At 59.3% G+C, this 25,248-nt stretch carries 19 protein-coding genes and 1 pseudogene; 5 read left to right on the top strand and 15 right to left on the bottom strand.

Features of this window, described 5'->3' with window-relative positions; all coding sequences use genetic code 11:
- Positions 1 to 58: 58 nt before the first annotated feature.
- The 4 genes from ACFPPD_RS11145 to ACFPPD_RS11130 all read right to left on the bottom strand — a co-directional run bounded on the left by ACFPPD_RS11145 (position 59) and on the right by ACFPPD_RS11130 (position 3,611).
- Positions 59 to 781: an amino acid ABC transporter ATP-binding protein gene (locus ACFPPD_RS11145; protein WP_209749361.1), complete on the bottom strand. Its 723-nt coding sequence runs from the start codon at positions 779 to 781 to the stop codon at positions 59 to 61.
- A 13-nt stretch (positions 782 to 794) separates the two neighbouring features.
- Positions 795 to 1,445, bottom strand: a complete 651-nt coding sequence (locus ACFPPD_RS11140) for an amino acid ABC transporter permease (RefSeq protein WP_209749323.1) — start codon at positions 1,443 to 1,445, stop codon at positions 795 to 797.
- A gap of 101 nt (positions 1,446 to 1,546) precedes the next feature.
- Complete coding sequence (locus ACFPPD_RS11135; RefSeq protein ID WP_209749322.1) at positions 1,547 to 2,356, bottom strand: basic amino acid ABC transporter substrate-binding protein; 810 nt, start codon at positions 2,354 to 2,356, stop codon at positions 1,547 to 1,549.
- Between the two features lie 187 nt (positions 2,357 to 2,543).
- A complete protein-coding gene (locus tag ACFPPD_RS11130; RefSeq protein WP_209749321.1) occupies positions 2,544 to 3,611 on the bottom strand; it encodes a stalk domain-containing protein in 1,068 nt (355 codons plus the stop codon).
- A gap of 368 nt (positions 3,612 to 3,979) precedes the next feature.
- Here ACFPPD_RS11130 and ACFPPD_RS11125 point away from each other — a divergent pair, with 368 nt between their 5' ends.
- Positions 3,980 to 8,044, top strand: coding sequence for a bifunctional 2',3'-cyclic-nucleotide 2'-phosphodiesterase/3'-nucleotidase (locus ACFPPD_RS11125; RefSeq protein ID WP_378082272.1), 4,065 nt, complete (start codon positions 3,980 to 3,982; stop codon positions 8,042 to 8,044).
- An 86-nt stretch (positions 8,045 to 8,130) separates the two neighbouring features.
- Here the strand turns inward: ACFPPD_RS11125 and ACFPPD_RS11120 are convergent, their stop codons facing one another.
- From ACFPPD_RS11120 to ACFPPD_RS11090, 7 genes are all read right to left on the bottom strand, one after another.
- Positions 8,131 to 9,168: an ABC transporter ATP-binding protein gene (locus tag ACFPPD_RS11120; RefSeq protein WP_209749319.1), complete on the bottom strand. Its 1,038-nt coding sequence runs from the start codon at positions 9,166 to 9,168 to the stop codon at positions 8,131 to 8,133.
- Complete coding sequence (locus ACFPPD_RS11115) at positions 9,165 to 9,971, bottom strand: ABC transporter permease (protein ID WP_209749318.1); 807 nt, start codon at positions 9,969 to 9,971, stop codon at positions 9,165 to 9,167. The genes ACFPPD_RS11120 and ACFPPD_RS11115 overlap by 4 nt, the downstream gene beginning before the upstream one ends.
- A complete protein-coding gene (locus tag ACFPPD_RS11110) occupies positions 9,968 to 10,918 on the bottom strand; it encodes an ABC transporter permease (protein WP_209749317.1) in 951 nt (316 codons plus the stop codon). Before ACFPPD_RS11110 ends, ACFPPD_RS11115 begins: the two co-directional genes overlap by 4 nt.
- Before the next feature lie 78 nt (positions 10,919 to 10,996).
- On the bottom strand, positions 10,997 to 12,100 hold the full coding sequence (locus ACFPPD_RS11105; RefSeq protein ID WP_209749316.1) for an ABC transporter substrate-binding protein: 1,104 nt from the start codon (positions 12,098 to 12,100) through the stop codon (positions 10,997 to 10,999).
- Between the two features lie 498 nt (positions 12,101 to 12,598).
- Positions 12,599 to 13,261 (bottom strand): ribonuclease H, encoded by a 663-nt coding sequence (gene rnhA, locus ACFPPD_RS11100; protein WP_209749315.1) that lies wholly within the window; start codon positions 13,259 to 13,261, stop codon positions 12,599 to 12,601.
- A gap of 30 nt (positions 13,262 to 13,291) precedes the next feature.
- Positions 13,292 to 14,038 carry a type I methionyl aminopeptidase gene (gene map, locus ACFPPD_RS11095; RefSeq protein WP_209749314.1) on the bottom strand — a complete coding sequence of 249 codons (747 nt, stop codon included), beginning with the start codon at positions 14,036 to 14,038 and terminating at the stop codon, positions 13,292 to 13,294.
- Entirely contained in the window at positions 14,016 to 15,275 is a 1,260-nt protein-coding gene (locus tag ACFPPD_RS11090; RefSeq protein WP_209749313.1) for a multidrug effflux MFS transporter, read from the bottom strand. The genes map and ACFPPD_RS11090 overlap by 23 nt, the downstream gene beginning before the upstream one ends.
- Positions 15,276 to 15,753: 478 nt before the next feature.
- Here ACFPPD_RS11090 and ACFPPD_RS11085 point away from each other — a divergent pair, with 478 nt between their 5' ends.
- Entirely contained in the window at positions 15,754 to 16,875 is a 1,122-nt protein-coding gene (locus ACFPPD_RS11085) for a ParB/RepB/Spo0J family partition protein (RefSeq protein ID WP_209749312.1), read from the top strand.
- A 171-nt stretch (positions 16,876 to 17,046) separates the two neighbouring features.
- Positions 17,047 to 17,742, top strand: coding sequence for a hypothetical protein (locus tag ACFPPD_RS11080; protein ID WP_209749311.1), 696 nt, complete (start codon positions 17,047 to 17,049; stop codon positions 17,740 to 17,742).
- Between the two features lie 604 nt (positions 17,743 to 18,346).
- Here the strand turns inward: ACFPPD_RS11080 and ACFPPD_RS26980 are convergent.
- The 4 genes and pseudogenes from ACFPPD_RS26980 to ACFPPD_RS11065 all read right to left on the bottom strand — a co-directional run.
- A pseudogene (locus ACFPPD_RS26980) lies at positions 18,347 to 18,578 on the bottom strand (transposase); the annotation flags it as partial.
- Between the two features lie 104 nt (positions 18,579 to 18,682).
- Positions 18,683 to 18,886 carry a hypothetical protein gene (locus ACFPPD_RS11075; RefSeq protein WP_209749310.1) on the bottom strand — a complete coding sequence of 68 codons (204 nt, stop codon included), beginning with the start codon at positions 18,884 to 18,886 and terminating at the stop codon, positions 18,683 to 18,685.
- A gap of 80 nt (positions 18,887 to 18,966) precedes the next feature.
- Positions 18,967 to 19,212: a hypothetical protein gene (locus tag ACFPPD_RS11070; RefSeq protein WP_378082214.1), complete on the bottom strand. Its 246-nt coding sequence runs from the start codon at positions 19,210 to 19,212 to the stop codon at positions 18,967 to 18,969.
- Between the two features lie 21 nt (positions 19,213 to 19,233).
- The gene (locus ACFPPD_RS11065; RefSeq protein ID WP_378082213.1) at positions 19,234 to 20,109 is read right to left on the bottom strand and encodes a site-2 protease family protein; all 876 of its coding nucleotides are present in this window, start codon (positions 20,107 to 20,109) and stop codon (positions 19,234 to 19,236) included.
- A gap of 192 nt (positions 20,110 to 20,301) precedes the next feature.
- On the opposite strand from ACFPPD_RS11065, the gene ACFPPD_RS11060 reads away from it, so the two are divergent.
- The gene (locus tag ACFPPD_RS11060) at positions 20,302 to 21,942 is read left to right on the top strand and encodes an SWIM zinc finger family protein (protein ID WP_209749309.1); all 1,641 of its coding nucleotides are present in this window, start codon (positions 20,302 to 20,304) and stop codon (positions 21,940 to 21,942) included.
- On the top strand, positions 21,939 to 25,058 hold the full coding sequence (locus ACFPPD_RS11055; RefSeq protein ID WP_209749308.1) for a DEAD/DEAH box helicase: 3,120 nt from the start codon (positions 21,939 to 21,941) through the stop codon (positions 25,056 to 25,058). Before ACFPPD_RS11060 ends, ACFPPD_RS11055 begins: the two co-directional genes overlap by 4 nt.
- The last annotated feature ends 190 nt before the right edge of the window (positions 25,059 to 25,248 follow it).

Raw genomic sequence — 25,248 nt, 5'->3', positions numbered from 1 at the left:
ATTGTACTATAAAAGCGGGCTAAGAGGCATTAAAAAACGCCGGAACCCGGCGTTTTTCCTATAATATTTTCGATAGAAACTCCCGCGTGCGTTCATGCTTCGGACGATCGAACAGCTCCGCCGGCTCCGAGATTTCGAGGATGCGGCCCTGCTCCATGAACACGATCCGGTCTCCGACCTCCCGGGCGAAGCCCATCTCGTGGGTGACGACGACCATCGTCATCCCTTCGCTCGCCAGCTCCTTCATGACCGCGAGCACCTCGCCGATCATCTCCGGGTCGAGCGCGGACGTCGGCTCGTCGAACAGCATGATCTTCGGCTCCATCGCGAGCGCCCTCGCGATCGCCACCCGCTGCGATTGGCCGCCCGAGAGCGAAGCCGGGTATGCGTCCGCCTTATCGGCGAGCCCGACCTTCCCGAGCAGCTCTATTCCCTTTTTCCGAGCTTGCTCGGCAGACCATTTCCGCACCTTCATCGGAGCCAGCATGATGTTGTCGATGACCTTCATGTGAGGAAACAGATTGAACTGCTGGAACACCATGCCCATGTCGGCGCGGATGTCTTCGATGTTCGCTCCCTTGCCCGTCAGCGAACGGCCTTCGATCAAGACGTCGCCTCCGCTTGGCTTCTCGAGCAGATTCAAGCAACGAAGGAACGTCGACTTGCCGGAACCGGAAGGCCCTATGACGACGATGACTTCTTGCCGCCCGATCTCGATATCGATGTCGCGCAGGACGACGTTATTTCCGAACGACTTGTTCAAGCCGCGTACTTGAATGATCGGTTCCATCCTTCTACATTCTCCTCTCGATGTAGGATAACAGCTTGCTGAGCGAGTACGTGAGAATGAGATAGATCAACGCCGCGGTCAAGTAGGGCTCCCATACTTTCATGTACTGGGCGCCCATCGCTCTCGCCCAATACATCATCTCCGGCGCCGTAATGAACGCGACGAGGGAGGAATCCTTGATCAACACGATGAACTCGTTGCCGAAGGCGGGAATCATCCGTTTGACGGCTTGCGGCAGAAGGACGTAACGCATCGCCTGCAGCTTGGTCAACCCGAGAGAATGCGCCGCCTCCGCCTGCCCTTTGTCGAGCGACTGAATGCCGGCACGGTAGATTTCCGCCGTATACGCCGCCGCGTTCAAGCTCAGCGCGACAACGGCCGCAGCGACCGCGTTCGTCTTGCCATAGATCGCGACGACGAGGCCGAAGTGGACGATAAAGATTTGCACGATCAAGGGAGTCCCGCGGAAAAAGTGAATGTAGCCGTCCGCCGGCCAACGCAAAAACCACCATCTCGACATTTTGCAGGCGCTTACTCCAAGCCCTAAGATCGACCCGAACAGGATGGATAATAGCGATATGCCGATCGTATAGAGTGCGCCTTCGAGGATCAATGGTAAATATTCTCCGATGATATCAAATCTGAAGTCGCTCATCTTGATTCTTCCTCTCCGTTGCTTTCCGCTTCCATTCTTTCCGTTGAAAAAAGCATGCGCAACGTTGCCTCACGCATGCTTTCCCAGTCGTCGTATTCGGTTTACTTTTGCTCCAGCAACGCCGTCATGTCCGGGTCGCCGCCGATCCACTTGCCGTAAATTTCCTTGTACTTGTCGCTTTCCAGCACTTTCTTGATCGCCGGATTCAGCTTCTCCGCCAGCTCGCTGCCTTTCGGGAACGCGATCCCGTAGTATTCGGAAGTGAAGCTGTCGCGATCGAGAATGCCCGTATACTTCTTGTCCGCATTGTTCTTCAAGTATTCCTGAATGACCGCGATGTCCGCGACGACGGCATCGGCGCCGCCGCTGTCCATCTCCATGAACGCCAGCGCGTTGCTCTCGAACCGCTTGATGCCCTTGCTGTCCTTGCCCAGGATATCGGTCATCAGCTCGTCCGCGGTCGTGCCGCTTTGCAGCGCGATCTTCTTGCCTTGAAGGTCTTTCGCGCTCTTGATGTCGCTGCCTTCCTTGACCATGATCATGTTCGTCGACTCGAAGTAAGGAACCGAGAAATCGTACGACTGCTTACGCTCTTCGGTGATCGTGATCGCCGAAATACCCGCGTCGTACTCCGTGCCTTGCTTCACGCTCTCGAGCAGCGCGTCCCACCCGACGTTCTTCACTTCGTATTTCAGTCCCGCTTCATCCATTACGGCTTTGAGGAAATCGATATCGAACCCGACGATCTCGTCCTTGTCCATGTTCTCCATCGGCGGATAAGTCGCGTCCGACGCGATCCGGTAAACCTTGTCCGAACCGGAACCGGAATCTTCGTTTTTCTTGCCGCATCCCGACAAGACTAGAACCAGAGCCAAACTAGCGATCAGAACGGCCAACCCCGCTTTTCTCATCTCGCATCCTCCCAGACACCTATTCGATTTCTTAAAGTTTAGCAGGGGGCTCGGAAACTTGGCAATAGCAAGTTTCATTTCATGTCATTTAATATGCCACGTGTAAATCGCTTACAGCAAAATAACGAAAAAGAAGATGTCGGAATCGGCATCTTCACCTAACATGACTATGACACACAGACGCTAATTACCGAAAATCGGCGAACGGCACTTCGAATTCCGGCATGCCGGCCGCGTACGGCAAATACTCGTACTGGCCGAAATAAACGACGATGCCATTATGCTTCAAAAAATAATCGCGGTCCGGTTCGATCGTCTTGAACGGCACCATCAATTCGAAACCGAGCGATTTGATCCGGCTCTTGATCTTCGCGTTAATGACGTTAACGTAATCGGCGTTCCCGCCCGCCGCGTCCTTCAGCGGGACGATATCGCCCGTTGCCAGATCGAACGTGTACGTCGTCCGAACCGTCGAGCCGTGGGCGCCGCCCGTGTATATATAGTAGTCGACGTACAGGCTAAGCTTGCCCTTCTCGTTATACGTAACCGTGTAGTCCCCTTCGAACGCGTACGGATTGACCGGCACGTACGAATCGTCGCCGAGCGCCTCTTCCATCGACGCCTGTCCCTCATCCGCTTGTAGCTCTGCGTCTTTCTTTAACGTCGCGTTGATCTTGTTCTGAACGGCCGCGTCGGCGAATCCGGACAATACCGGATAATTCACGAGCAGGTCGAACTTCTTGCTTGACTCCTCGATCGACGCCGTCGAGATTCGCAGATCGTTTTCTTTTATCGCCTCGATGCCGATCCGCTTCGTCGCCGGATCGTACGAGACGCCGTATCCCATCTGCTCCAGCAGATGGCGAAGAGGCACGTACGTCGTGCCGTTCTGCACGATAGGGCTCAGCCGGTAGTCGGATTGGCCGTTTAACGAGGCGATGCCGCTCGTCAGGTCGAGAACGATCGTCCGCCCCCGCCCCGTCACGGTGACCTTGTTCGTCGCCTTGTCCCATTGCGTAACGAGCCCGATGCTCTTGTTCAAGCTGCGGAGCGCGATATATCTCGAGTTATCCAGGTCGAGCGCCGCGATGTCGCTCCGCGCCCCGTCTACCTCGATCGGTTGATTGATGACCTTGTAAGAGGAAGCGGCGCTCGCCTTGTCCGTTCCTGCAAGCAGCGGCGCGCATAGCAGCGCGGCCGCGGCCGTCAGGGCCAAGGTCTTGCGAGCCCCTCGGCGTATTTTCGTGTTGTTCATGTATTTCGTTCCTCCCTGCATGATGTCCGGCTCTCCCGGCGGGGCGCCTGCTCTCAAATAGACGAAGCCAAAGTCCGACTTGTTCAATGCGAGACGCGATTATTTTCCGCCATCATTTTCCGCTATTATTCCCTGCCGTTCCTCGCCGTTCGACAAAGCCCGGGACTGAAGATGCACGATCCGGCATGCCATCGGACTAAAGCCTCTCGGTCTATATTCTTTGTTATTTTTCCCAAATTTCCATTAGTATTGGGTGTATTCTATCAAACTTCCGCAACTTTCGTTGGAAGATTATAGAATGAAGACTACTCTAATGTATGTATGTTAGAGAAGCTACCATGGGAGGATGGAGAAAAATGCAGGTAAGCATGCCGAACCGAAAGTCGGCTCGAACCGCAGTAGCCGCGACGCTAACGCTGTCGCTGCTCGCTTTCCCGTTAGGAGCCGCGGGCGTTTTTGCCGCGGACGGAGGAAACGGAAGCTCCGTAAAGCTCAGGATCATGGAAACGACGGACATTCACACCAACATCATGCCCTACGACTACTACAAGGACGCCGTATCCAATACGGTCGGCTTGGCCAGAACGTCCACGTTGATCAAGAACGCGCGCGCCGAAGCCAAGAACACGTTCCTCGTCGACAACGGCGACCTCATCCAAGGCACGCCTCTCGGCACGTATAAGGCGCTGGTCTCTCCGATCAAGGGGGACGACGTACATACGGTGTACAAGGCCATGAACTTAATGGGCTACGACGCGGCCAGCTTCGGCAACCACGAGTTTAATTACGGCCTCGATTTCATCGGGCAGGCGATCAAGGGCGCAAACTTCCCCTATGTGAATGCCAACGTCTACATCGACGACAAGGACGGCAACCCGGACAACGACGCGAACTATTTCGAGCCTTACAAGATCATCGCGAAAAAAGTGACGGACGAGTCCGGGCAGGAACAGACGCTTAACGTCGGCGTCATCGGCTTCGTGCCTCCGCAGATCACGAACTGGGACAAGGCTTGGCTCGACGGCAAAGTCGTCGCGAAGGACGTCGCCGCCACCGCCAAGAAGTTCGTTCCCGAGATGCGGGCGAAGGGCGCCGACATCGTCATCGCCATGGCGCACGCGGGCTTTAACGGCGCCGCCCAGCCGGATACGAACGCGGAGGATGCCGTGCTCCTGCTCAGCCAAGTGCCGGGCATCGACGCGATCACGTTCTCCCACACCCATAAAGTGTTTCCGGCCGCGGACGAGAAATCGCTCGACGCCTTGTTCAAGGACGCGAGCGGCAAAGTCTACGCGGGCATCGACAACGCCAAAGGCACGATCAACGGCGTGCCCGCCGTCCAATCCGGCTACGGCGGCAGCCACCTCGGCTTGATCGACCTGACGCTCGAAAAGCAGGACGGCAAATGGAAGGTCGCCGCCTCCCAATCGTCCACCAAGGCCATCTACGACGCGGTCGCCAAGAAACCGACCGTCGACGTCGACCCGGCGGTCGTCGATGCGGTCAAAGCGGACCACGAAGCGACGATCAAGTACGCGAACAACCCGATCGGCTCGACGACTTTGCCGATCCACAGCTTCTTCGCGCTCGTCCAAGACGATCCGTCCATCCAGATCGTCACGACGGCCCAGAAGCTGTACGTCGAGAATTACGTCAAGAATAACCTGCCGCAGTACAAGGACACGCCGATTCTGTCCGTCGGAGCTCCGTTCAAGGCGGGACGAAACGGCGTGGAAGAATATACGGAAATCAAGGCCGGCCCGCTCGCGATCAAGAGCGCGGGGGACTTGTACCTGTACGACAACACGCTGAAGGCGATTCTGGTGAAAGGCTCGGTCGTCAAGGAATGGCTCGAGATGTCGGCGGGCAAATTCAACCTGATCGATCCGGCCAAGACGGAAGAGCAGCCGCTGCTGAACCCGGCGTTCCCCGTCTACAACTTCGACGTCATCGACGGCGTCACGTACCAGATCGACGTGACGAAGCCGGCCAAGTACAAGCCGGACGGCACGATCAACGACGCTTCGTCCAGCCGGATCGTCAAGCTGAAGTACCAGGGCCAGCCGCTCGATCCGAACGCGGACTTCATCGTCGTCACCAACAACTACCGCGCGGGCGGAGGGGGCAACTTCCCCGGCGTGAAGGGCAGCAAATTCGTGATCGACTCCCCGGACGAGAACCGTCAAGTTCTGATGGACTACATTAGCGCGAGCAAGGTAATTACCCCTTCGCTCGATAACAATTGGTCGATCGCACCGATCGCCGGCGACGTGAACGTCACGTTCACTTCTTCGCCGAAAGCGGCCGAGTACGCCAAAGCGACGAGCAACATTCGCTATTTGGACAAAACGGACGACAAGGGCTTCGGCGTCTTCTCGCTCGACTTGAGCCAACTGTTCGCCGACGTCCCCGCCTCTCACTGGGCCGCGCCGTCCATTAACGCTCTAGCCGCGAAGCAAGTCGTCGCCGGCAAGACGGACACGCTGTTCGCGCCGAACGACCGCGTTACCCGCGCCGAATTCGCGACGATGCTGGCGAAGGCGCTCAAGCTGACCGCGACCAAGCCGGCCGCGTTCAAGGACGTACCCGCTTCCGCCTGGTACGCGGCGTCCGTCGCCGCGGCCGCCGAGAACGGCTTGGTCGGAGGCGTCTCTCCCGGCAAGTTCGCGCCGAACGAACCGATCACCCGCGAACAAATGGCGGTCATGGCAAGCAACGCGCTGGCGTACAAAGCCGGCAAGCCGATCGTCGCCGGCGCGGGCAAGACGTTCGCGGACGAAGCCGCGATCAGCGCCTGGGCGAAAGCCGGCGTGAACGTCGCCGCGAGCCGCGGTATTCTGAGCGGCAACGGAACGGGCAAATTCCTGCCCCGCGCCCTATCGACCCGCGCCGAGGCCGCGAAGGTCGTCTATACGCTGATCAGCGACATTTCCGTGCAATTGCTCGGCATCAACGACTTCCACGGCCAATTGGACTACAAGAAGGACGTGAAGGACGCCTCCGGCAAAGTCGTCTCTTCGCTCGGAGGGGCGGAGTATTTGGCCGCTTATCTGAAGCAGCGCGAGGCGTCCAACCCGAACACGCTGCTCGTCCACGCCGGCGATATCGTCGGCGCGAGCGCCCCGGTATCCGCCTTGCTGCAGGACGAGCCGACGATCGATTTCCTGAATAGGGTCGGCTTCGATATCGGCACGCTCGGCAATCATGAATTCGACCATGGCGCGACCGAAGCGCTTCGGCTCATCAATGGAGGCGCCAATCCGAAGACGGGCAAAGCGTTCACCGGCGCCGACTTCCCTTACGTCGCGGCGAACGTGCTCGGTCCGGACGACAAGCCGATACTCGACGCCTACAAGGTGCTTGAAATCGGCGGGGCGAAGATCGGCTTCATCGGTCTCGTCACGAACATTACCCCTTCCATCGTGAAGGCGGAGAGCATCAAAGGCATAACGTTCACGGAGCAAGCGCCGGCCGTGAACAAAGCCGTCAAAGAACTGCAAGCCCAAGATGTCCATACGATCGTCATCCTGGCCCACGATCCGTTCGAGGGCAAGAGCGACGCGCCGACCGGGGAAGTCGTCGACTTGGCGAACGCCGTGGACGACGACGTCGACGTCATCTTCGCCGGCCACAACCACGGCGGCGTGAACAAGACGATCGACGGCAAGCTGATCATCGAGGCGTTCTCTTACGGCACGGCATTCTCCGACGTCGACCTGGTTATCGACCGCGCGACGCTGAACGTCGTCTCCGCGAAGGGCGCGATCGTCGACGTCAAACGCGAAGGCATAACGCCGGACGCGGAAATCGCGAAGATGATCAAGGACTACCAAGAAGTGAACGCGCCGGTCATGAACGCTCCCGTCGGCAAGACGGCGGCCGCGATTACGCGCACGGCGAACGCGTCCGGCGAATCGGCGCTCGGCAATCTGATCGCCGACGGCATGCGGGAAACGATGAAATCGGATTTCGCGTTCATGAACTCCGGCGGCATCCGCAACGACTTGCCGGAGGGCAACGTGACCTACGGCAATATGTTCAGCGTTCAACCGTTCGGCAACGTGCTCGTGAAAATGACGCTGACCGGCTCGCAAATGAAAGAGCTGCTCAACCAGCAATGGGGGGCGACGGGAACGAAGATCGGCCAAATATCGGGCTTCGCCTACAAGTACGATGACAGCAAGCCGATCGGCCAGCGCATCGTCGAGATTAAGAAAACGGACGGAACGCCGCTCGACGACGCCGCTTCCTACACGATCGTCGTCAACGACTTCATGGCGACCGGCGGAGACGGATATACGCTGCTGCTCAAAGGCACGAACCGCGAAGCCGGACCGGTCGACCTCGACGCGACGATCGCCTACGTTCAAGCGAAGTTCAAGGACGCCGCGATCGAAGCGAAGACCGAGAACCGCTTCTCCAAAATCAACTAGCCTTCCTTAAACGACAGGATCCCTTTTCCACGAAAATCCGCCCCGAACGCAGGAATCGACTCTGCGATCGGGGCGGTTTTTTATCGTCAAGCCCCTTCCTTCTCCAGGGGCAGCAGTTGGGAAGGATCGAGCGCAAGTCGAACGGCTCCGCCTTCGGCCGCGCGCAAGCTCCGGCCGTCGTTCAGCTTGTCTATCGTCAGCCCGACGCCGGACGCGTTCACGGCATAACGAATGACGTTGCCAAGCACGTGCACCGTCCCGATCGTCCCTTCCGCCTCGCGGCCGGCGCCGCCGGCCGACTCTCCTTCCGGCAGCAGCTTCACCGATTCCGGCCGAAGCGCGAAGCTGTCCGCCTCGCCGACCTCGGCGCCGAACAACCGGACGGCTTCCGCCCTGGACAACACGTTATAGCTGCCGATGAACCGGGCGACGAACTCGGTGCGCGGCTCCGAATAGATCGTTTCCGGCGTCCCGTCCTGCACGATGCGCCCCTTGTTCATGACGCAGATTCGATCCGACAGCGTCAGCGCTTCTTCCTGATCGTGCGTGACGAAGATCGTCGTCATCTTCAGCCTCTTCTGGATCTCGCGGATCTCCGCCCGCAGGTTCTTGCGAATCTTCGCGTCGAGCGCGCTGAGCGGCTCATCCAGCAGCAGCAGCTTCGGCTGAACGGCGAGCGAACGGGCGAGCGCGACGCGCTGCTGCTGCCCCCCGGACAAGTGCCGCGGGTAGGCGTTCCGCTTCTCTTCGAGATCGACGAGCGCGAGCAGCTCTTCGCTTCTTTTCTTCCGTTCCGCGCTGCCGACTCCCCGCATTTTCAGCCCGTATTCGATATTCCCTTCGACCGTCAAGTTCGGGAACAACGCGTAGGATTGGAACACCATGCCGACCTCGCGAGCTTTCGGCGGCACGTTCGTCAGCTCCCTCCCGCCGAGACGGATTCGCCCGCCGTCCAGATCGGATAATCCGGCGATGCAGCGCAGCAGCGTGCTTTTGCCGCAGCCGGAAGGACCGAGAAGCGTCACGAGCTCGCCTTCGCGCATCGTGAAATCGACGTCGTCCAGCACGAGCGCGTCTCCGAACGTTTTGCGAATGCCAAGCAGCTCCAAGTACGACGGATTCATCCGCGCACCTCCCCATTGAACTTCTTGCCGAGCTTCATCAGCGCCGCCGACAAGGCGAGGATGAAGATAAAGTACGTGATCGCGATCGCGCTCGCCAGATGCCCGCTTTCCGCGACGCGTTGGTATAAGTACACTTGGACCGTCTGAATATGGCCCCCGACGAGCATGTTCGTCAACACGAACTCGCCGAACAGAACGGAGAACGACAACAAAGCCGAGATGAGCACGCCCGGCCATATGTTCGGCAGAACGACCGTCCGGAACGCCCGAACGCGTCCGGCTCCGAGCAATTCGGCCGCGTGAAGCAGCTCTGCGGCGGACACCGCGAGAAGGCTGTTGCGGATGCCCTGGTACATGTACGGAAGAACGACGACGAAATAAGCCCCGATCAGCAAGTAGGCGGTGCCCGCCAGATCGACCGGCCCGGAGGAGTACGTTCGGATCAGCCCGACCGCCGCCACGACGCCCGGAACCGCGTAGGGCAGCACGACGAGACCTTTCATGAAAGACTCCCATTTCGGCAAATAGACCGTAATGACGAAGACGGCCGGCAGCATGACCGCCAGGCTCAGCGCCACGCTGACGAGACATAAGTAAAGCGACGTCCATAACGCTTCGAGAAACCGAACGTCCTCGAACATTTCCTTGATCCACTCTAACGTCCAGCCCTGCGGCAATACCGTCGTCTGCCACTCCTTGGCGAAGCCGTACAAGAACGTTCCGAGCAAAGGAAGGAGCAAATACGCCATCAGCAGCAGCATGAGCGAACGGTGCGCCCACCCGGCTTTCTTCTTCGCGTTCATCCCGCTTCCCCCTTCGCTTGGGCTTGAGCCTGGGCGATCGCTTTCTTTCCCGCCGTTTCGCGTTTCGCGCGAAGCCTCTTGGCATTCGGACTCGCCTCGAATTCGGCGGTGAATCGCAGCGATCGCTTCGTCATGAGATGGTTCAAGAACACGGCCAGCAGCGTGGACAAGGCAAGCAGCACCGCCAGCGCGCTGCCAAGCTCCGGCTGGTTGACGATATCGCCAGCGACGAGCGAGCCGATCCGGATCGCGAGCAGATTGTAGTTGCCCCCGACGAGCGCATAGGCGGTCGCGTAGGCTCCCATCGCGTTGGCGAACAGTATGCCGAGCGTCCCGAAGATGGCCGGCGCCAGCATCGGCAAGCCGATCGTCCGCCAGAACTGCCAGCGGCCCGCGCCCAGCAAGGCGGCGGCTTCCCTCCATTGCTCGCGGATGCCGTAGAAGGACGGATATAAGAGAAGCAGGGCAAGCGGAACTTGGAAATAGACGTAGACGAGCACGAGCCCCGTCCAGCTGTACAGGTCGAACCCGGCGAACGCGTTCCAGCCCCATTCTCTGAACAGCAACGTGAACACGCCGTTATTGCCGAGCAAAATAATATAAGCGAACGCGAGGGGAACGCCCGCGAAGTTCGAGGTCATGTTGGACAACAGGAGCAGCCGGTCGCGGATCGCCGGGGCGAAACGCGTGATCGAATAGGCGCACGCGAGTCCGACGGCGATGCCGACGATGCTCGAATACGCCGAGATAAGAAGACTGTTCTTGATCGCCTGCAAATAATAAGCGCTATGCAGGATTTTATCGTAATGCTTCAACGTGATGCCGGACCCGTCGGATACGGAGAAGCTGCCCTTCACCATGGACAAGATCGGCGCGAATTGGAACGCTAGCACCATGAGGGCGAAAGGAACGAGTCCGAGCAACGCCCATCGGCGCCTATTCTTCATGCCTGCCACTCTCCCGGGACGGAACGAAACGGGCGCCTCCGCCGCAAGGGCGAAGGCGCTCCCGTTTCCTAGCGTCGCTTAGTTGATATGAACGAGAACGCGTTCCTGCCACTGCTCCGGAATCGCCTTCGCGGTCGCTTCCCATACCTTGTAATCGCCGACCGGCTTGGCGTTCGCGTACTCTTCCTTCGGCAGCAGCTTCGCTTGAACGTCTTCCGGCAGCTTCACGCTGTCGCGAATCGGCCTGGCGTAGCCTTTGGCCAAGTTGATCTGCCCCGCGTCGCTCAGGATGTACTCCCTCGTCAGCTTCGCGGCGTTCGGATTCGGCGCGTACTTGTTAATGATCGTCGCGTATCCGCTCACGACGCTGCCTTCCTTCGGAATCGTGACCGCGTATTGTTCTTTGCCGAGTTGATCGCTATAGTTCAGGGCGTTAAAATCCCACAAGAGCGTCACTTCGACTTCGCCCTTCTCGATATTGGCGAGCGAAGCTTCCACGTTGGCGATCCGGCCTTGCGTCGCCAGATCCTCGAAGAACGCGAGTCCCGGCTCGATATTCGACTCGTCGCCGCCGAGGGCGATCGATGCGGCGAGCACGGCCATTTGCGCTTGCGCCGCTTTCGTCACGTCTCCGACGACGATTTTGTATGTGCCGTTCTTCAGGTCTTCCCAGCTTGTCGGCGGATTCGGCACGAGCTTCGTGTTCGTCATGAACGCGATCGTTCCTTGGTAGCCGATCACCCAATGCCCGTCGGCGTCTTTCGCCCAGCCCGGGATTTCGTCCCAATGCGACGTTTTGTACGCTTGCGTGACGCCCTTGGCGATCGCGACCGGACCGAAGGCGATGCCGACGTCCCCGATGTCCGCGGTCGGCTTGTCCTTCTCCGCCTCGAACTTCGCGATTTCCTCCGCGCTCGACATATCCGTATCCGCGTGGTCGAGACCGTATTTCGACTTCATGTCCGCCCACGTGTCTTTCCAGTTCGCCCACGAGTCCGGCATGCCGACGCTGACGACGGTACCTTCTTCCTTCGCCTTCGCTTCGATCTCGGACAGCGACAATTCCTTCGCTCCCGCCTTCGTCTCGTTATTCCCGTTCGAATTACCGCACGCCGCCGTCACGGCCACCATCATGGCCAATAACAACGCTGCCGCGCCTTGCTTTTTCGCCTTGTTAAACATCGTTCCTCATCCCCCGATTCGCGTATTTGTCGTCTCGAAGCCTCAGCTCGTGTCTAGTCCTACTATAGAACCGCTCTATTTTCTCGCGATTAACGGCAATGGTAGGGTTTGTAAAAAGTAGAAAGGTATCGGGGAACGAAAAAAGCACCCGCGAGGGTGCTAAGGTGCTTGGGTGCTTTTTTCGTTCATTTACCGTTTTCGTCTTTCGCCTTGAGGGATCGTTCGACTCCAGCGAGATCATCATAATGGAAATCTCCATTAAATACGCTCGCTACTCGGGAATTCAGCCTGAGTTAGTGGTTTTATGCAGTAATTTAGCGGCCTAAGCGTCGAATCGGGCAGTTTCAGCCGGATTACCTGTATATTTCCATTAATAATCGATTCTCTCTTCGAATTGCGCCTGAATAATGTATTTTTCCATTAACCTGCCCGAGGTCGAGGTTCTTTTATTACTGCCTCTCGCAACAAGAAGCTTGAATCCGTTCTTCGGATTCCCGCTTATTTTCTTCCGTAGTCGGCTTTGATCTCGCCCCACGACTTCGTCTGCCACTTCAGCACATTGTTCTTGTAGGCGTTCGTCCGCAGCCAGCTGACGGCCCGGTCGACCATGTCCCATATTTCTTTGGTCGATTCGTCCCGCGGAAGCGTCGAAGACACTTCCTTCTGCTTGACCCACTTCAGCGCGTTGACCGAGTCGCTGTAGACCGTCTTGTCGCTGCCGAGCTTCTTCAAGTACGCCAGCCCGTGGACGATGGCAAGGAACTCGCCGAGATTGTTCGTTCCTTTGCGGATCGGACCTACCGCGAAGATCACTTCGCCCGTCCGCGTATCCACGCCCTTGTACTCGACCGGGCCCGGATTGCCGTTCGTGCCGACGTCGACGGAGATGCTGTCGTAGTCGATCTCGCCGACCGCTTCGGCGCTCGCCGGCGAGGCCGAGCTTCTCGGCTTGGCTCCGGCGGATGTCGTTCCGGATTTCCCGGCGCCCCAATGCTTTTTCCAGCCTTCGCGATACGCGGTTTCCGCGGCCGCCTTCGTCTCGTAGGACTTGAACTTCGCTTGGTCGAATCCGTTCGTCTGCTCTTGGCATTCCGCCCAGCTGGCGTACACGCCCGGCGTTCTTCCTGCCCACACGACGTAAAATTTCTGCTTCGCGGCCATGTTCCTCTACCTCGTTCCGAAAATGTTAAATCAGCAAGCCGTCGTAATGATCGGCCGATCGTTCGTAATGATGATCGTATGCTCGAACTGCGCGGCCCGGCTTCCCGTGGGCGCCTTGAGCGTCCATCCGTCCGATTGCTGATCGACGAAAGTCGCTCCGTCGGACAAGAACGGCTCTATCGTGATCACTTGGCCGGCCTTCAGCACCCTCCGGTCCCGCGCTTCGTAATACGGCAGAATTTCGAAGGGCTGCTCGTGAAGGCTTCGGCCGACGCCGTGGCTGCACAAGTTCTGAATGACCTTGTAGCCGCCCTTGGCCGCCTCGCTTTGGAAAATGCGCCCGACTTCGTTCAGCTTCACGCCCGCTTTGAGCGCGGAGATCGTCTTCATCATCGTATCGTGCGTGTACCGGCACAGACGGTCGACGGCAGCCGCCACCGGCGGCAGCTGGAACGATTGTCCGGCATCGGCGTAATAGCCGTTCAACTCCGCCGAGACGTCGACGTTCACGAGATCGCCCGGCTGCAGCACGCGGTCGCCCGGAATGCCGTGGGCGACTTCCTCGTTCACGCTGATGCACGTATAACCCGGAAAAGCGACATCCTTCATCGGCGCCGATACGGCGCCGTGATCCGCCAGCATGCGCTGCCCGATCCCGTCGAGCTCCCTCGTCGTCATCCCCGGCCGCGCGCTGTTCTTCATCGACTCGATCGTCATCGCGACGATTTTGCCTATTTTCATTAATTGCTCGATATCATGCTGAGATTGTATGGTCATGGTTCTTTCTCCTTTCGATACGCGAAATCATGAAGAAATAGATCACAACGGCGCCCACGTCGGTCGCCGCGATAATAATGCCCATCGGCAACGCGTCGTCTCCTCCGGCAATGCCGACGACCGGAGCGAGAAGCCCGCCGATCAGGAACGACAGCAGCCCGAGCAACGCCGAGGCGCTGCCCGCCGCGTGCCCCTGGTCCCGCATCGCGAGCGTGAACCCCGTCGCGCCGACGATGCCGACGCTGGAGACGACGAAGAAAAGAGGAACGAGCAACGCCGCGAGGCTCGCTTCGGTCGCGACGGCGATAAGCACGAGGCAGCCCCCGGCTGCAGCCGTCAGCATGCCGATCAGAAACAACCGCTTCTCGCCGAAACGGCTCGCGAGACGGCCTCCGAATTGCCCGGCGACGATGATGCCGAGTCCGTTAATCGCGAAGAAAAGGCTGAACATCTGCGGCGAGACTCCGTAAATGTTTTGCAGGACGAAAGGGGAGCCCGAAATGTACGCGAACATCGCCGCGGTGATGAACGCCTGCGCGAGCGCGAAGCCCATGAACGTGCGATTGCGGACGAGGCCGCGGAACGTGAGCAACGTCTGGCGCATGCCCCCGGTCATCCGCTTGCCCGCGGGCAGCGTCTCCGGCAAACCGAACCAGATCGCGAGAAGCGTCAGCACGCCCCATCCGGCCAGCACGGCGAACAAGCCTTCCCACGGCATCGCCTTCAGGAGCTGCCCGCCGACGACCGGCGACAAGATCGGAGCCGCGCCGTTCACGAGCATCAGCATCGCGTAAAACCTCGTCAGCTCCGGGCCGGAATATAGATCGCGGACGATAGCCCGGGAAATGACGATGCCCGCCGAGCCCGCCAGCCCTTGCACGAACCGCAGCGCCACCAGCACGCCGATCGACGGACTGAACGCGCACAGCACCGACGCCACCGCGTAGACGAACAAGCCGATCAAGAGCGGCAGCCGCCTGCCCCGGAAGTCGCTGAACGCGCCGGCGAACAGCTGGCCGACCGACAAACCGACCATGCAGGCGGTCAAGCTGAGCTGCACGGATGACGAGCTCGTATTCAAGCTATCTTCCAGCATCGGCAAAGCGGGCAAATATAAATCGAGAGATAACGGTCCGAACGCGGAAAGGGAACCGAGCAGGACGATCAGCCAAACGAACTTAGCCTTGCCCGCTTCCCGGACTCCCGGCGTTATTTTCGCATAATCTTGTTGCTTCATTCTTGTAACACCTCAAGTCTCGTTGTTGCACTCTTTATCATAGTACGACGGATTTCGAACAACAAGCTTTATTCCCAATCCTTGGCGGCTGAGCTATAATACAGTTGTTCCCAACGACGCCCGGCTACGCTCATTCGAGGACGCATTTCGGCGATGAACGCTCCAGCCTCGTGCCCATTAGCGGTGCGGGAGGATGTTATTTCGGCGAAAACGCCAACTCCGTGCCCATTAGCGGTGCGGGAGGACGTTATTTCTACGAAAACGCCGACTTCGTGCCCATTAGCGGTGCGGGAGGACGTTATTTCGGCGAAAATGCCGACTTCGTGTCCATTAGCGGCGCGGGAGGACGTTATTTCTGCGAAAACGCCAACTCCGTGCCCATTAGCGGCGTGGGAGGATGTTATTTCTGCGGAAACGCCAACTTCGTGCTCATTAGCGGCGCGGGAGGACGTTATTTCAGCAAAGTCAGGAGACCCCCATGGACATCATTCCGATTCCCATACATCTGATCGACGAAGACAAAGACCAACCGCGCTACCAATTCCAAGAACAGGCGCTACAAGAGCTCAAGGAAAGCATCGCGGAGCTCGGCTTGTTATCCCCGATCAAAGTCCGCAAGACGGACGACGGCCGCTACAAGATCATCTACGGCAACCGCCGCTACAAGGCTTGCACGATGCTCGGCTTGGCTACCGTTCCTTGCATCGTTTCCATCGTCACGGACGAGATGGAAATTTATTTGGAGCAGATCGCGGAGAACTTGACGAGGGAAGGCTTCTCCCCGATCGAGGAGGCGGAAGCGTTCAACAAGCTCCTCACCGACGCTCGCTTCAGCAGCTCGACCAAATACATGTCCAGCAAGCTCGGCAAGCCGGAAGCCTACATCAAGAACAAGCTAGACCTGCTGAAGTTCAGCCCCGCCGTCCGCAGGCTGATCGTGGGTGGAACGGACATCCGCAAAGACCAGCTCACGGAGGACCAACTCCTGCCTCTCAAGGACTTACCGATGGAATACCGGGACTCGCTCGCGCTTACGATGGCCGCGGACGAAATGCCGATCACCGACGTCAAACGTATCGCCAAGCTGTTCAAGGACAAGGAAATTTCCGACGCGACGAAGGGCAAGCTGCTCTTCAAGACCGGACCGCAGCTTCTCGAGACGTGGGCGACGCACGAGCACAACAAGAAAGAGCGGGCCAAGAGCGCGGAGCCGGCTCCCGCCGCGAACAATGCCGAGACTCCCGTGGCAGCGATCGCGGAAGCGCCCGCGCCTCCCGAAGCGGGCGGGGACGACGGGGACAAGCCTCCCGTTACCCGTCCTGCCGCCCAGAGGCGCACGCCTCCCCGGATCGAAGCGCCGATCGCCTTGGACGAAAAAGCGGACGAGCCGTTCGAACCCGTCAATCCGGTCGAAGAAATGCTGAACGTCATGCTCGGCACTTTGCCCGCGCCGATCTCGTTGTCGCCCGCGGACATTCCGAATCTCGAGGGCGTCGAACGCCAACAATTCGTCCGCGACGTCGACGCGCTCGTGGATGACTTGGAGCGGCATCTCGCGGAATGGCGCGCGATCAAGGATCGGCTCGCCGTTCGCACGTAACAGGGACGCATGTTGATATGTCTATCTCTTATTGAAGATGGGCTTGTGAGGTAAGGTTGTACACGGTACTATTGGTCGTAAATAGAATGCACCCACGCGTGAAGCACACGCCGTTACTCTTCCCGGAGAGAACGGCGTTTTTTTATTTTACCGAAGAGGCGGAGGATTGGCATGGGAATGAATCGGGGGCATGGTAAGTCCGAAGGGGAGCTTGAGTACGAGAAGTTGCTGGAACGTCAGAAACTGACGGCAAAGGGGGCGCGTTTGGAGCAACTGAACAAGCAGTCCGAGGGCGAGAGGAAACTGCTTACGGAAATCGTGTGGCCGGTTCGCCGCTCGTTCGAGGGCATCGTGCTGGAAAAGGAGTTCGTGACGATGACGGGAACGAAGGCTTACATCGACGCTTACGACGACAACGTCCGCTTCGGTCTAGAAGCCGAAGGATTCGCGTCGCATGCGGAGAACATCACGCGGCCTCGTTACGACTTCGAGAAAATGCGGATACGTTCGATGGGCGCGTTGGGCATTCTTTACGTGCCTTTTTCCTACGACGAGATGGACAAGAAACCGGACTTGAGCCGCCGCACGCTTTTTGAGTTGTACGGAAAATTCGGAGGAGGCTTCGCGAAGGACAGAAGCGCCGCGAAGTTGACGCTCTTCGAGAATGAAGTCATCCGGCACGCGATGTGGCTCGCCCGACCGATCCGCTTACGCGATGTAAGCGAATGCTTGGAGATCGGCGAAGATACCAGTCGCAAAATCGTAAGATCGTTAGTGTCGAAAGGAATGCTGCGTCCCACGACGCATAGCATGCAGCGAACCCACTCCTACGAGTTAGTCGACTCCGCCGCCGTGTACCGAAGATAAGATTTTAGCCGGATTTTTTCCGGCTACTCGGCGCGGTTGGGGCGTCGGCAGCGCTTTAGCCGGATTTTTTCCGGCTACTCGGCGCGGTTGGGGCACCGGCAGCGCTTTAGCCGGATTTTTTCCGGCTACTCGGCGCGGTTGGGGCACCGGCAGCGCTTTAGCCGGATTTTTTCCGGCTACTTGCCGCGATTGGGGCGTCGGCAGCGCTTTAGTCGGATTTTTCCGGCTACTTGCCGCGATTGGGTCGTCGGCAGCGCTTTAGCCGGATTTTTTCCGGCTACTCGGCGCGGTTGGGGCGTCGACGGCGCTCTAGCCGGATTTTTTCCGGCTACTTGCCGCGGTTGGGGCGTCGACGGCGCTCTAGCCGGATTTTTTCCGGCTACTTGCCGCGGTTGGGGCGCCGGCAGCGCTTTAGCCGGATTTTTTCCGGCTACTCGGCGCGGTCGGGGCGCCGGCAGCGCTTTAGCCGGATTTTTTCCGGCTACTCGGCGCGATCGGGGCGTCGGCGGGTAGCGTCAAGAAGTTTGCGTAGTAGGTTTTTCCGCCGGGACGATGGACATGAAATATAGTTGTTTGTCTTACTGGAGGGCGTAGCTCAAGCGAAGTCCTTGTTCATTCGCTCGATCGGATTCGTTGTGTAGATCGCGGGGCCACGTCAGCGGCGGATACTCGTAGAAGGTCAGAAGCGTTGGGAGCTACTCTTCCCAAGACTTTATCTCTTTTGGGTACTGCTTGCGCCATTTGTCCTTAAAACCGTCGAATATAGCCCTAGCAACGTCTTCGTCCATTGCTGTGTACATCTGCTTTAGATCTTCCAAAAACTCGGTCTTATCCGCGAAAATCTGTACGATCGAGCCGGGCCCGTAACCGTCGCACAAGAAAAAACCTTCCGAAGAGAGCGGGGAATCCCGCGTCTTTCCGGAAGGTTTTTGACCTTCGGCTAATTCTGTATGATTTCTTTGATCCGCTTGATCGAATACCCCGTATCCCGCGCGACATCCATGATGTTGGCACCCGGGTTCGACTTGATGTAGTCCTTGACGACCTGCGCTTCGGCCAAGTAAAGCTGCTTGCAATCCTGGCATAACGTATCCGGCCTTTGGACTTGCAGCTTCCCGCATCGGTTGCAATTCACCAATTCCATGTCGGCACACCCTGTCGATTGTATACTGTCCGTTCGCCCGTCCGTTTCCTTATTGTACCATTCGCGGCGGCGTTCGTCTCCTACAACCCGGAAGCTTCGTGAAGCTCCATGATGTTATAACCGTAAATCATGAACGCGGACAGCACTGCGGACAGCAGCACGTAAGCGGCAAGAACCTTCCACTTCAGCTTCGCCGGCGCCTCGTAATACGCCCGGTTATAGCCGAGCGCCTCGTCGATCTGCGCGAGCCGTTCGCCGGACTGGCTCATGACGCCGGCCAGCAATTGCGAAGGAATCGGACGGTCGGGATCGCCGTCCTCGTACATAACCGGCTGATGTTCCCATTGCTACAGAAGCGCGAGCGTCTGGTTCGCGTAATGCTCGTCCATCTTCGCCTGCTCCCGGACGAGCTTCTTGTCGTCGTCCCAGAACGGGATGAAGCGGGCGTTCTCCTTGCCCATTCTCGACTTCGCCGAGGCGAGTTGCTCTTGCATCGAGCGCTTCAGGTCCCACGTGCTCGTGAGGGAAGGCCATTGCGAGATTTGCTCCCGGAACGCCTCGATCTTCTTCTTCTCGCAGGACAACAAGCCGTTGCGATAGCTTTCCTTGCCGCGGTTCCACCAGCCGAAGATGCCGATGATCAGAATGAGGAAGATGAGCGGACTCATGGAAATTACCGCGTAAACGCCGAGAATGAGCAAGCCGATCAGCCATATTTTCGTGGAGAGCACCGATACGATTCTGCCCCCGTCCAGCGGCGTGACCGGAATGAGGTTAAACAAGTTGATCATCGCGCCCAGGAAAACGACGAGCGCCCAGAACGGCTCTCCCGTGTATTCGTACAGCGCCACGGCGGGCAAGAAGGAGATCAAGCCGGCCAGCGGTCCTCCGTACGCCACGTAAGATTCGGTAGCCGCGTCCTTCAGAGGTTCCTTCATGTTGACCATCGCCCCGACGAACGGAATGAAAAACGCGGGGGACGTTTTGACGCCTTTGCGCTTGGCGGCGACGAGATGCCCCATCTCGTGCACGAAAATCAAATAAACGATCGCCACGCCGAACTTCCATCCGTACAACGCGGCGTAAGCGCCCAAGCTGACCATCATCGTCACGAACGTACCGCCGAATTTCGTCCATTTCAACAACGCGATCGCCCACTTAAGCTTCGCCAGCAAGAACACGCCGATGCCCGCCCAGATCGAGCGGCTGCGACTTTTATCCACTTCGTAACTTCCTTTCGGGTAAGCTTGCATAGGATGATAGCTGATGTAAGTAATACGCGCCTGAAGGCGCGAAGGTTTCCTCCGGAATTCGCGGCGCGGAAGAGAATGCGATTACCGACCGCGAGATCGGCGGAAGGATCGTGCTATAATAATGGGATTAGAGTCACCGAAAAGCATGGGAGTTAATCGCCAATGATACCTACTTACGAAATCGACGACGATCAATGGGACGCGTTGGTTCGGGACGCCGCGAAGGTTTTCGACGACGTGACCATCAACAGGGGCTTCCAGTACTATAAGCAAGGCCGCGTCGTGAAGCTGACGATGCCCGAGCCTAGACAGATCGCCGCGCTCGTGGAAGGCTCGGAGTTGTACCGCGTCTCCGCGAACCTCGAGTGGCTCGAACGAAGCCGTTGCAATTGTCCCGTCAGCTATAATTGCAAGCACGCGTTCGCCGCTCTCCTCAAGTACGCCGACGTGCACGGCCGCCCCGTTCACGCCCTCGTCAACGCCAGGAGCCGGGAGATGCCGAAGGCGGCGCCGAAAGCGAACTCCTATCACGAGGCGAAGCTGCAAGCGGCGAAAAAAGCTTCGGAGGACGAATCGGCGCTTCGGGAGCTGGCCGCGCGTCTTCCTTCGGCGGGCGCGGAAGAGTGGCACCGCTATTTCGCCGCCGCGACCGAGAGGCTGATGCAAGGCGCGAGGAACGCCCAGTTCGTGGACGACGTCTTGGCGGCCATCGTTCGCTTGAAGCCGTCCATGCCGCGACGCGCCGAGGATATGTTCGCTATGCACGCCAGATTGTTCGTCCTGTCCAAGCTCTCGAAGCAGCCGCAGGATCAATCCGGCTACGTGTATTCCTATCTCGCCTTCCATACGCACCATGCCGCGGAAGACGTGCACCAATCGATCGCCAAGACGTTCGAGGAAGGCATCCTTGCGTCCGCCGAAGACGGCGAGAGCTACGCCGGGCAGACGATCGCTTACTTGCGCAAGGAAATGCTGAAGGAGACAAACGACGCGAAATATTTTCTTCAGCATTACCTCGGCGCGTGGCTATATCGTTCGTTCGCGCCGGATGATGAGCGTCGCGCGTGCGCGGACGAGCTGCTTGAGCTTGATCGCTCCGACGACGGGATCGCGACGGCGTCGGCCGCCGCCTCTCTCGCGATCGCGGTCGCGCGCGCCGCGATGCTGCAGCGGATCGACGACGAAGCCGCGCGGAAGGCGCTCCGGCAAACGCCCCAAGCCGGCGCCCTCCCTTCCGAAATTCTTTCCTATTTCTTCGCGTTGCCCGCGCGGGCCGAACAATGGCAACGGCTCACGGATTGGCTGGAATGGGCCGCCCCGAAGATGAATTTCAGACGCAACCAAGACGTTCGTCCCTACGCGGAGTATTGGGAAATCGCCGCCCGTCACCTTCCGGAGGCGGAGGAGCGAATGTGGGACGTCCTCGCCTCGCGTCTTCCGCAATCGCGCCAGCTCTACGAAGAGAAGCTGCTCGCGCGGGGACGTTGGGAGCGTTGGATGGACTACCATCTCAGCCAGGGCAGCGATCCGCTGGAGTTCCGCGTAACCGACCTGCAGCCCGTGGAGAAGAACGCGCCGGAGCTTCTGTTGCCCTTCTACCACCAAGCGATCGAGAGATACGTGCTCCAGAAAAACAGGGACGGATACAAAATCGCGGTCAGGCTGCTCAAGCGGCTCGCGAAACTATACAAGAAGCTGAAGCAAGAGCGGCGCTGGGAGCTGTTCTTGGAAGGGTTCGCCAGCCGCAATAGCCGGCTTCGCGCGCTTCAGGAAGAGCTGAAGAAAGGAAACCTGCTATCATGAGCCTAATTAACGCCAACGATACGATCCATATTCGAGTCGTGCTCGGAGCTTACGGAGATGCGCTGATTCATGGCTATCGCGGCGAATACGACTCGCTCCCGGGAACGAGCCTGAAGCACCATCTGTTCGCCTGGCACGAGGAATCGTTCTACGGCACGGAGCTGGAAGTTCGCCGGTTGGAAGGGCTCGAGCTCGTCCTGCTGCCCGCCGAGATGGTCATTCCGTTCTTCGGAAAGCTCAAGCTGCTTCGCCACGTCGACTGGGAATGGGACGGCACGGCCGCCAAGCTAGTCAAGGCGGCCGCCTTCCTCTCCGGCTGCGTCGACGACAGGGGATTCGTGCCGAGCTACGACGCCTTCCGCCACGGCAAGCTGCAGTGGACGTGGGACGACGAAGCGCTGTCCGCGGGAGATCTTGCCGTGCTTCGCGCATGGGACGAGCTCGCCCGCGATTCCGACGGTTCGCTCGGCGGGCCGGACGAGGACGAGGCGGCCGACGAAGACGGCGACTTCATGGCCGGCTTGCGCTCCGCGTTCTCCGCCTCCGTCTTCCACTCCCACTACGGCACGGAGACGACGGCGGCCGATCTGCGCAGGGAGCACCCTCTTCTCTTCGCCAAGAGCAAGCCGTTCGACGACGGCTGGGACGAGAAGGAATGGCTCGTCGGCATCGGCTGGAAGGCGGATCACGCGTCGTTCCGCCCGGCTTTGCAGCTGCTGGAGCCGGACGAGGACGACGGCGAATGGCGCGTTCGCCTTCTGCTACAGGATAAGCGCGACCCGTCCGCGACCGCCGCCGTTCGCCTGTCCGAGGACGGCGAAGCGTTCGGCTCCTGGCCGGGCGCCTGGACGGACAACGTGCGGCAGCGGTCGGCGAACTGGTTGGAGCGGCTTCGCGCCGTCCTTCCGGCGGAACGCTTCGCCCTTGCCGGAAGGGACGTCTTCGCCGATCCCCTGGACGACGAAGAGGCCTGGCGGTTCTTGACCGCGGACAGCCAGCGATTGCTGGAGGCGGGATGGCACGTGCTGCTGCCCGCCTGGTGGGAAGCCGCGAGCCGCAAGAAGCCGCGCCTTCGGGCGAAGGTCGGCTCCGCGGCCGGATCCGGCGAGGCCGGACGGGCCGGCGGATCGTTGTTCGGCCTGGATTCGTTGATCGACTTCGACTGGCGCATCGCCATCGGGGACGTCGACTTGACCGAAGCGGAGTTCGCCCAATTGGTCGCCCGCAACGAGCGGCTCGTCCGGTTCCGCGGCCAATGGATCGAGCTCGATCCGGCGCTGCTGTCGCAAATCCGCAAGGCGATGGCGAGCGTCGACAGGAAGATGGGCTTGTCTTTCCAAGACGTGCTTCAGCTTCATCTGCTCGGAGGCTCCGACTTCAACCCGGACGCCGCGGCCGATTCGGAGGAGGATGAGGCGGCGAGAGAACATCGGATCCGGCTCGAGGTCGAGCTGAACGGGCATCTCGCCCAATTGATCGGGCAATTGAACCAGCAGGACGGTCCGCCGCGGTTGCCCGTACCCGCCGGCCTGCGGGCCGAGCTTCGCGAATATCAGCGCGAAGGCTTCTCCTGGCTCGGCCTGCTGCGCCGGTTCGGGCTTGGCGCTTGTCTCGCGGACGATATGGGGCTCGGCAAGACGGTGCAGCTGATCGCCTATTTGCTCCATCTTAGGGACTCTGCCGCGGAGTCGATTGCGGCTGCCGACGGTGCTTCGTTAGGCTCGCCGTCGCTCATCGTCTGCCCGACGTCCGTGCTTGGCAACTGGCAGAAGGAACTCAGCCGTTTCGCCCCCTCCCTGCGCGTCATGCTACACTACGGCAACAGACGGCTAAGCGGAGAAGACTTCGCGGAAGCGGCGCGGCAAGCCGACGTCGTCCTCACTTCGTACGCGACCTGCTCGCTCGATCAAGAGACGCTTCAGAACGTGACTTGGGCTTCCCTTAGCCTTGACGAGGCGCAGAATATCAAGAACGCCCAGACGAAGCAATCGTCGGTCGTTCGCACGCTGCAGGCGAAACACCGCATCGCGCTCACCGGGACGCCGATCGAGAACCGGCTTTCCGAGCTATGGTCCTTGTACGATTTCATGAACCCGGGATACTTGGGCAGCTTGAGAGAGTTCAACGAGAAATTCGCCTCGTCGGTCGAAAGAGACCGGGACGAGGGGCATACGGCGGAGCTGCAGCGGCTCATCAAGCCGTTCATGCTGCGGCGGAAGAAGAAGGACCCCGCCATCCAGCTCGATCTTCCCGACAAGAACGAGATGAAGACGTACGTGAACCTGACGGCCGAGCAAGGGGCGCTCTACGAGCAGGCGGTCAAGGAATTAATGGAGAAAATGCAGAAGCTGGAGGGCATCGAACGCAAGGGCGCCATACTCGCCGCCCTTACCCAGTTGAAGCAGCTGTGCGACCATCCGATGCTGCTGACGAAGGAGAAGCTGCCGGAAGCCGGAGACGGCGCGGACGAATGGGATGCGATTCCCGAGGTCGAAGGCAGCCTCGCCGGCGGTTCCGGAGACGGCGAAGATCTAGACGCCGGTTCGACGGCCGTCGCGGGAATCGTCTCCCGTTCGGCGAAGCTGGAGCGCCTGCTCGCCATGGTCAAGGAGCTACGGGAGGAAGGCGACCGCTGCCTGATCTTCACCCAGTACGTCGGCATGGGGGAGATGCTCAAGTTCGTGCTCGAGCGAGAGCTGGGAGAACCCGCGCTGTATTTGAACGGAAGTACGTCGAAGACGGCGAGGGACCGCATGGTCGAACGGTTTCAATCGGGAGAAGACGGGCAACCGGCCGTCTTCATCCTCTCGCTCAAGGCCGGAGGCGTCGGCCTGAACTTGACCGCGGCGAATCACGTGTTCCACTTCGACCGTTGGTGGAATCCGGCCGTCGAGAACCAAGCGACCGACCGCGCTTATCGGATGGGTCAGACCCGCGACGTCCAGGTGCATAAGTTCATCTCCCTCGGCACGCTCGAAGAGCGGATCGACGAGATGCTCGAAAGCAAAACGCAGCTCAGCGACAACGTCATCTCATCGTCCGAAGGCTGGATTACCGAGCTGTCGACGGACGAGCTCAAAGATCTGTTCGCGCTACGCCGCGAGTTCGTCGGCTAACCGACGCAACGGTGCCGGAGGACGTTATTTCACAGAATCGAGGGAATCCGAGGTCGTTAGTGGTCTGGGAGGACGTTATTTCGGCGAATCGAGGGACTCCGAGGTAGTTAGCGGTGTGGGACAACGTTATTTCCGCGAATTCCGGATTCGCTTTCCCATCCCAAAGCAAAAGGACATCGGTCGCGCGCCG

Origin of the sequence: Cohnella suwonensis, from assembly GCF_042655365.1 — a bacterium.
Classification (GTDB): Bacteria; Bacillota; Bacilli; order Paenibacillales; family Paenibacillaceae; genus Cohnella; species Cohnella suwonensis.
This window is presented reverse-complemented; position numbering and strand designations above follow the sequence as displayed.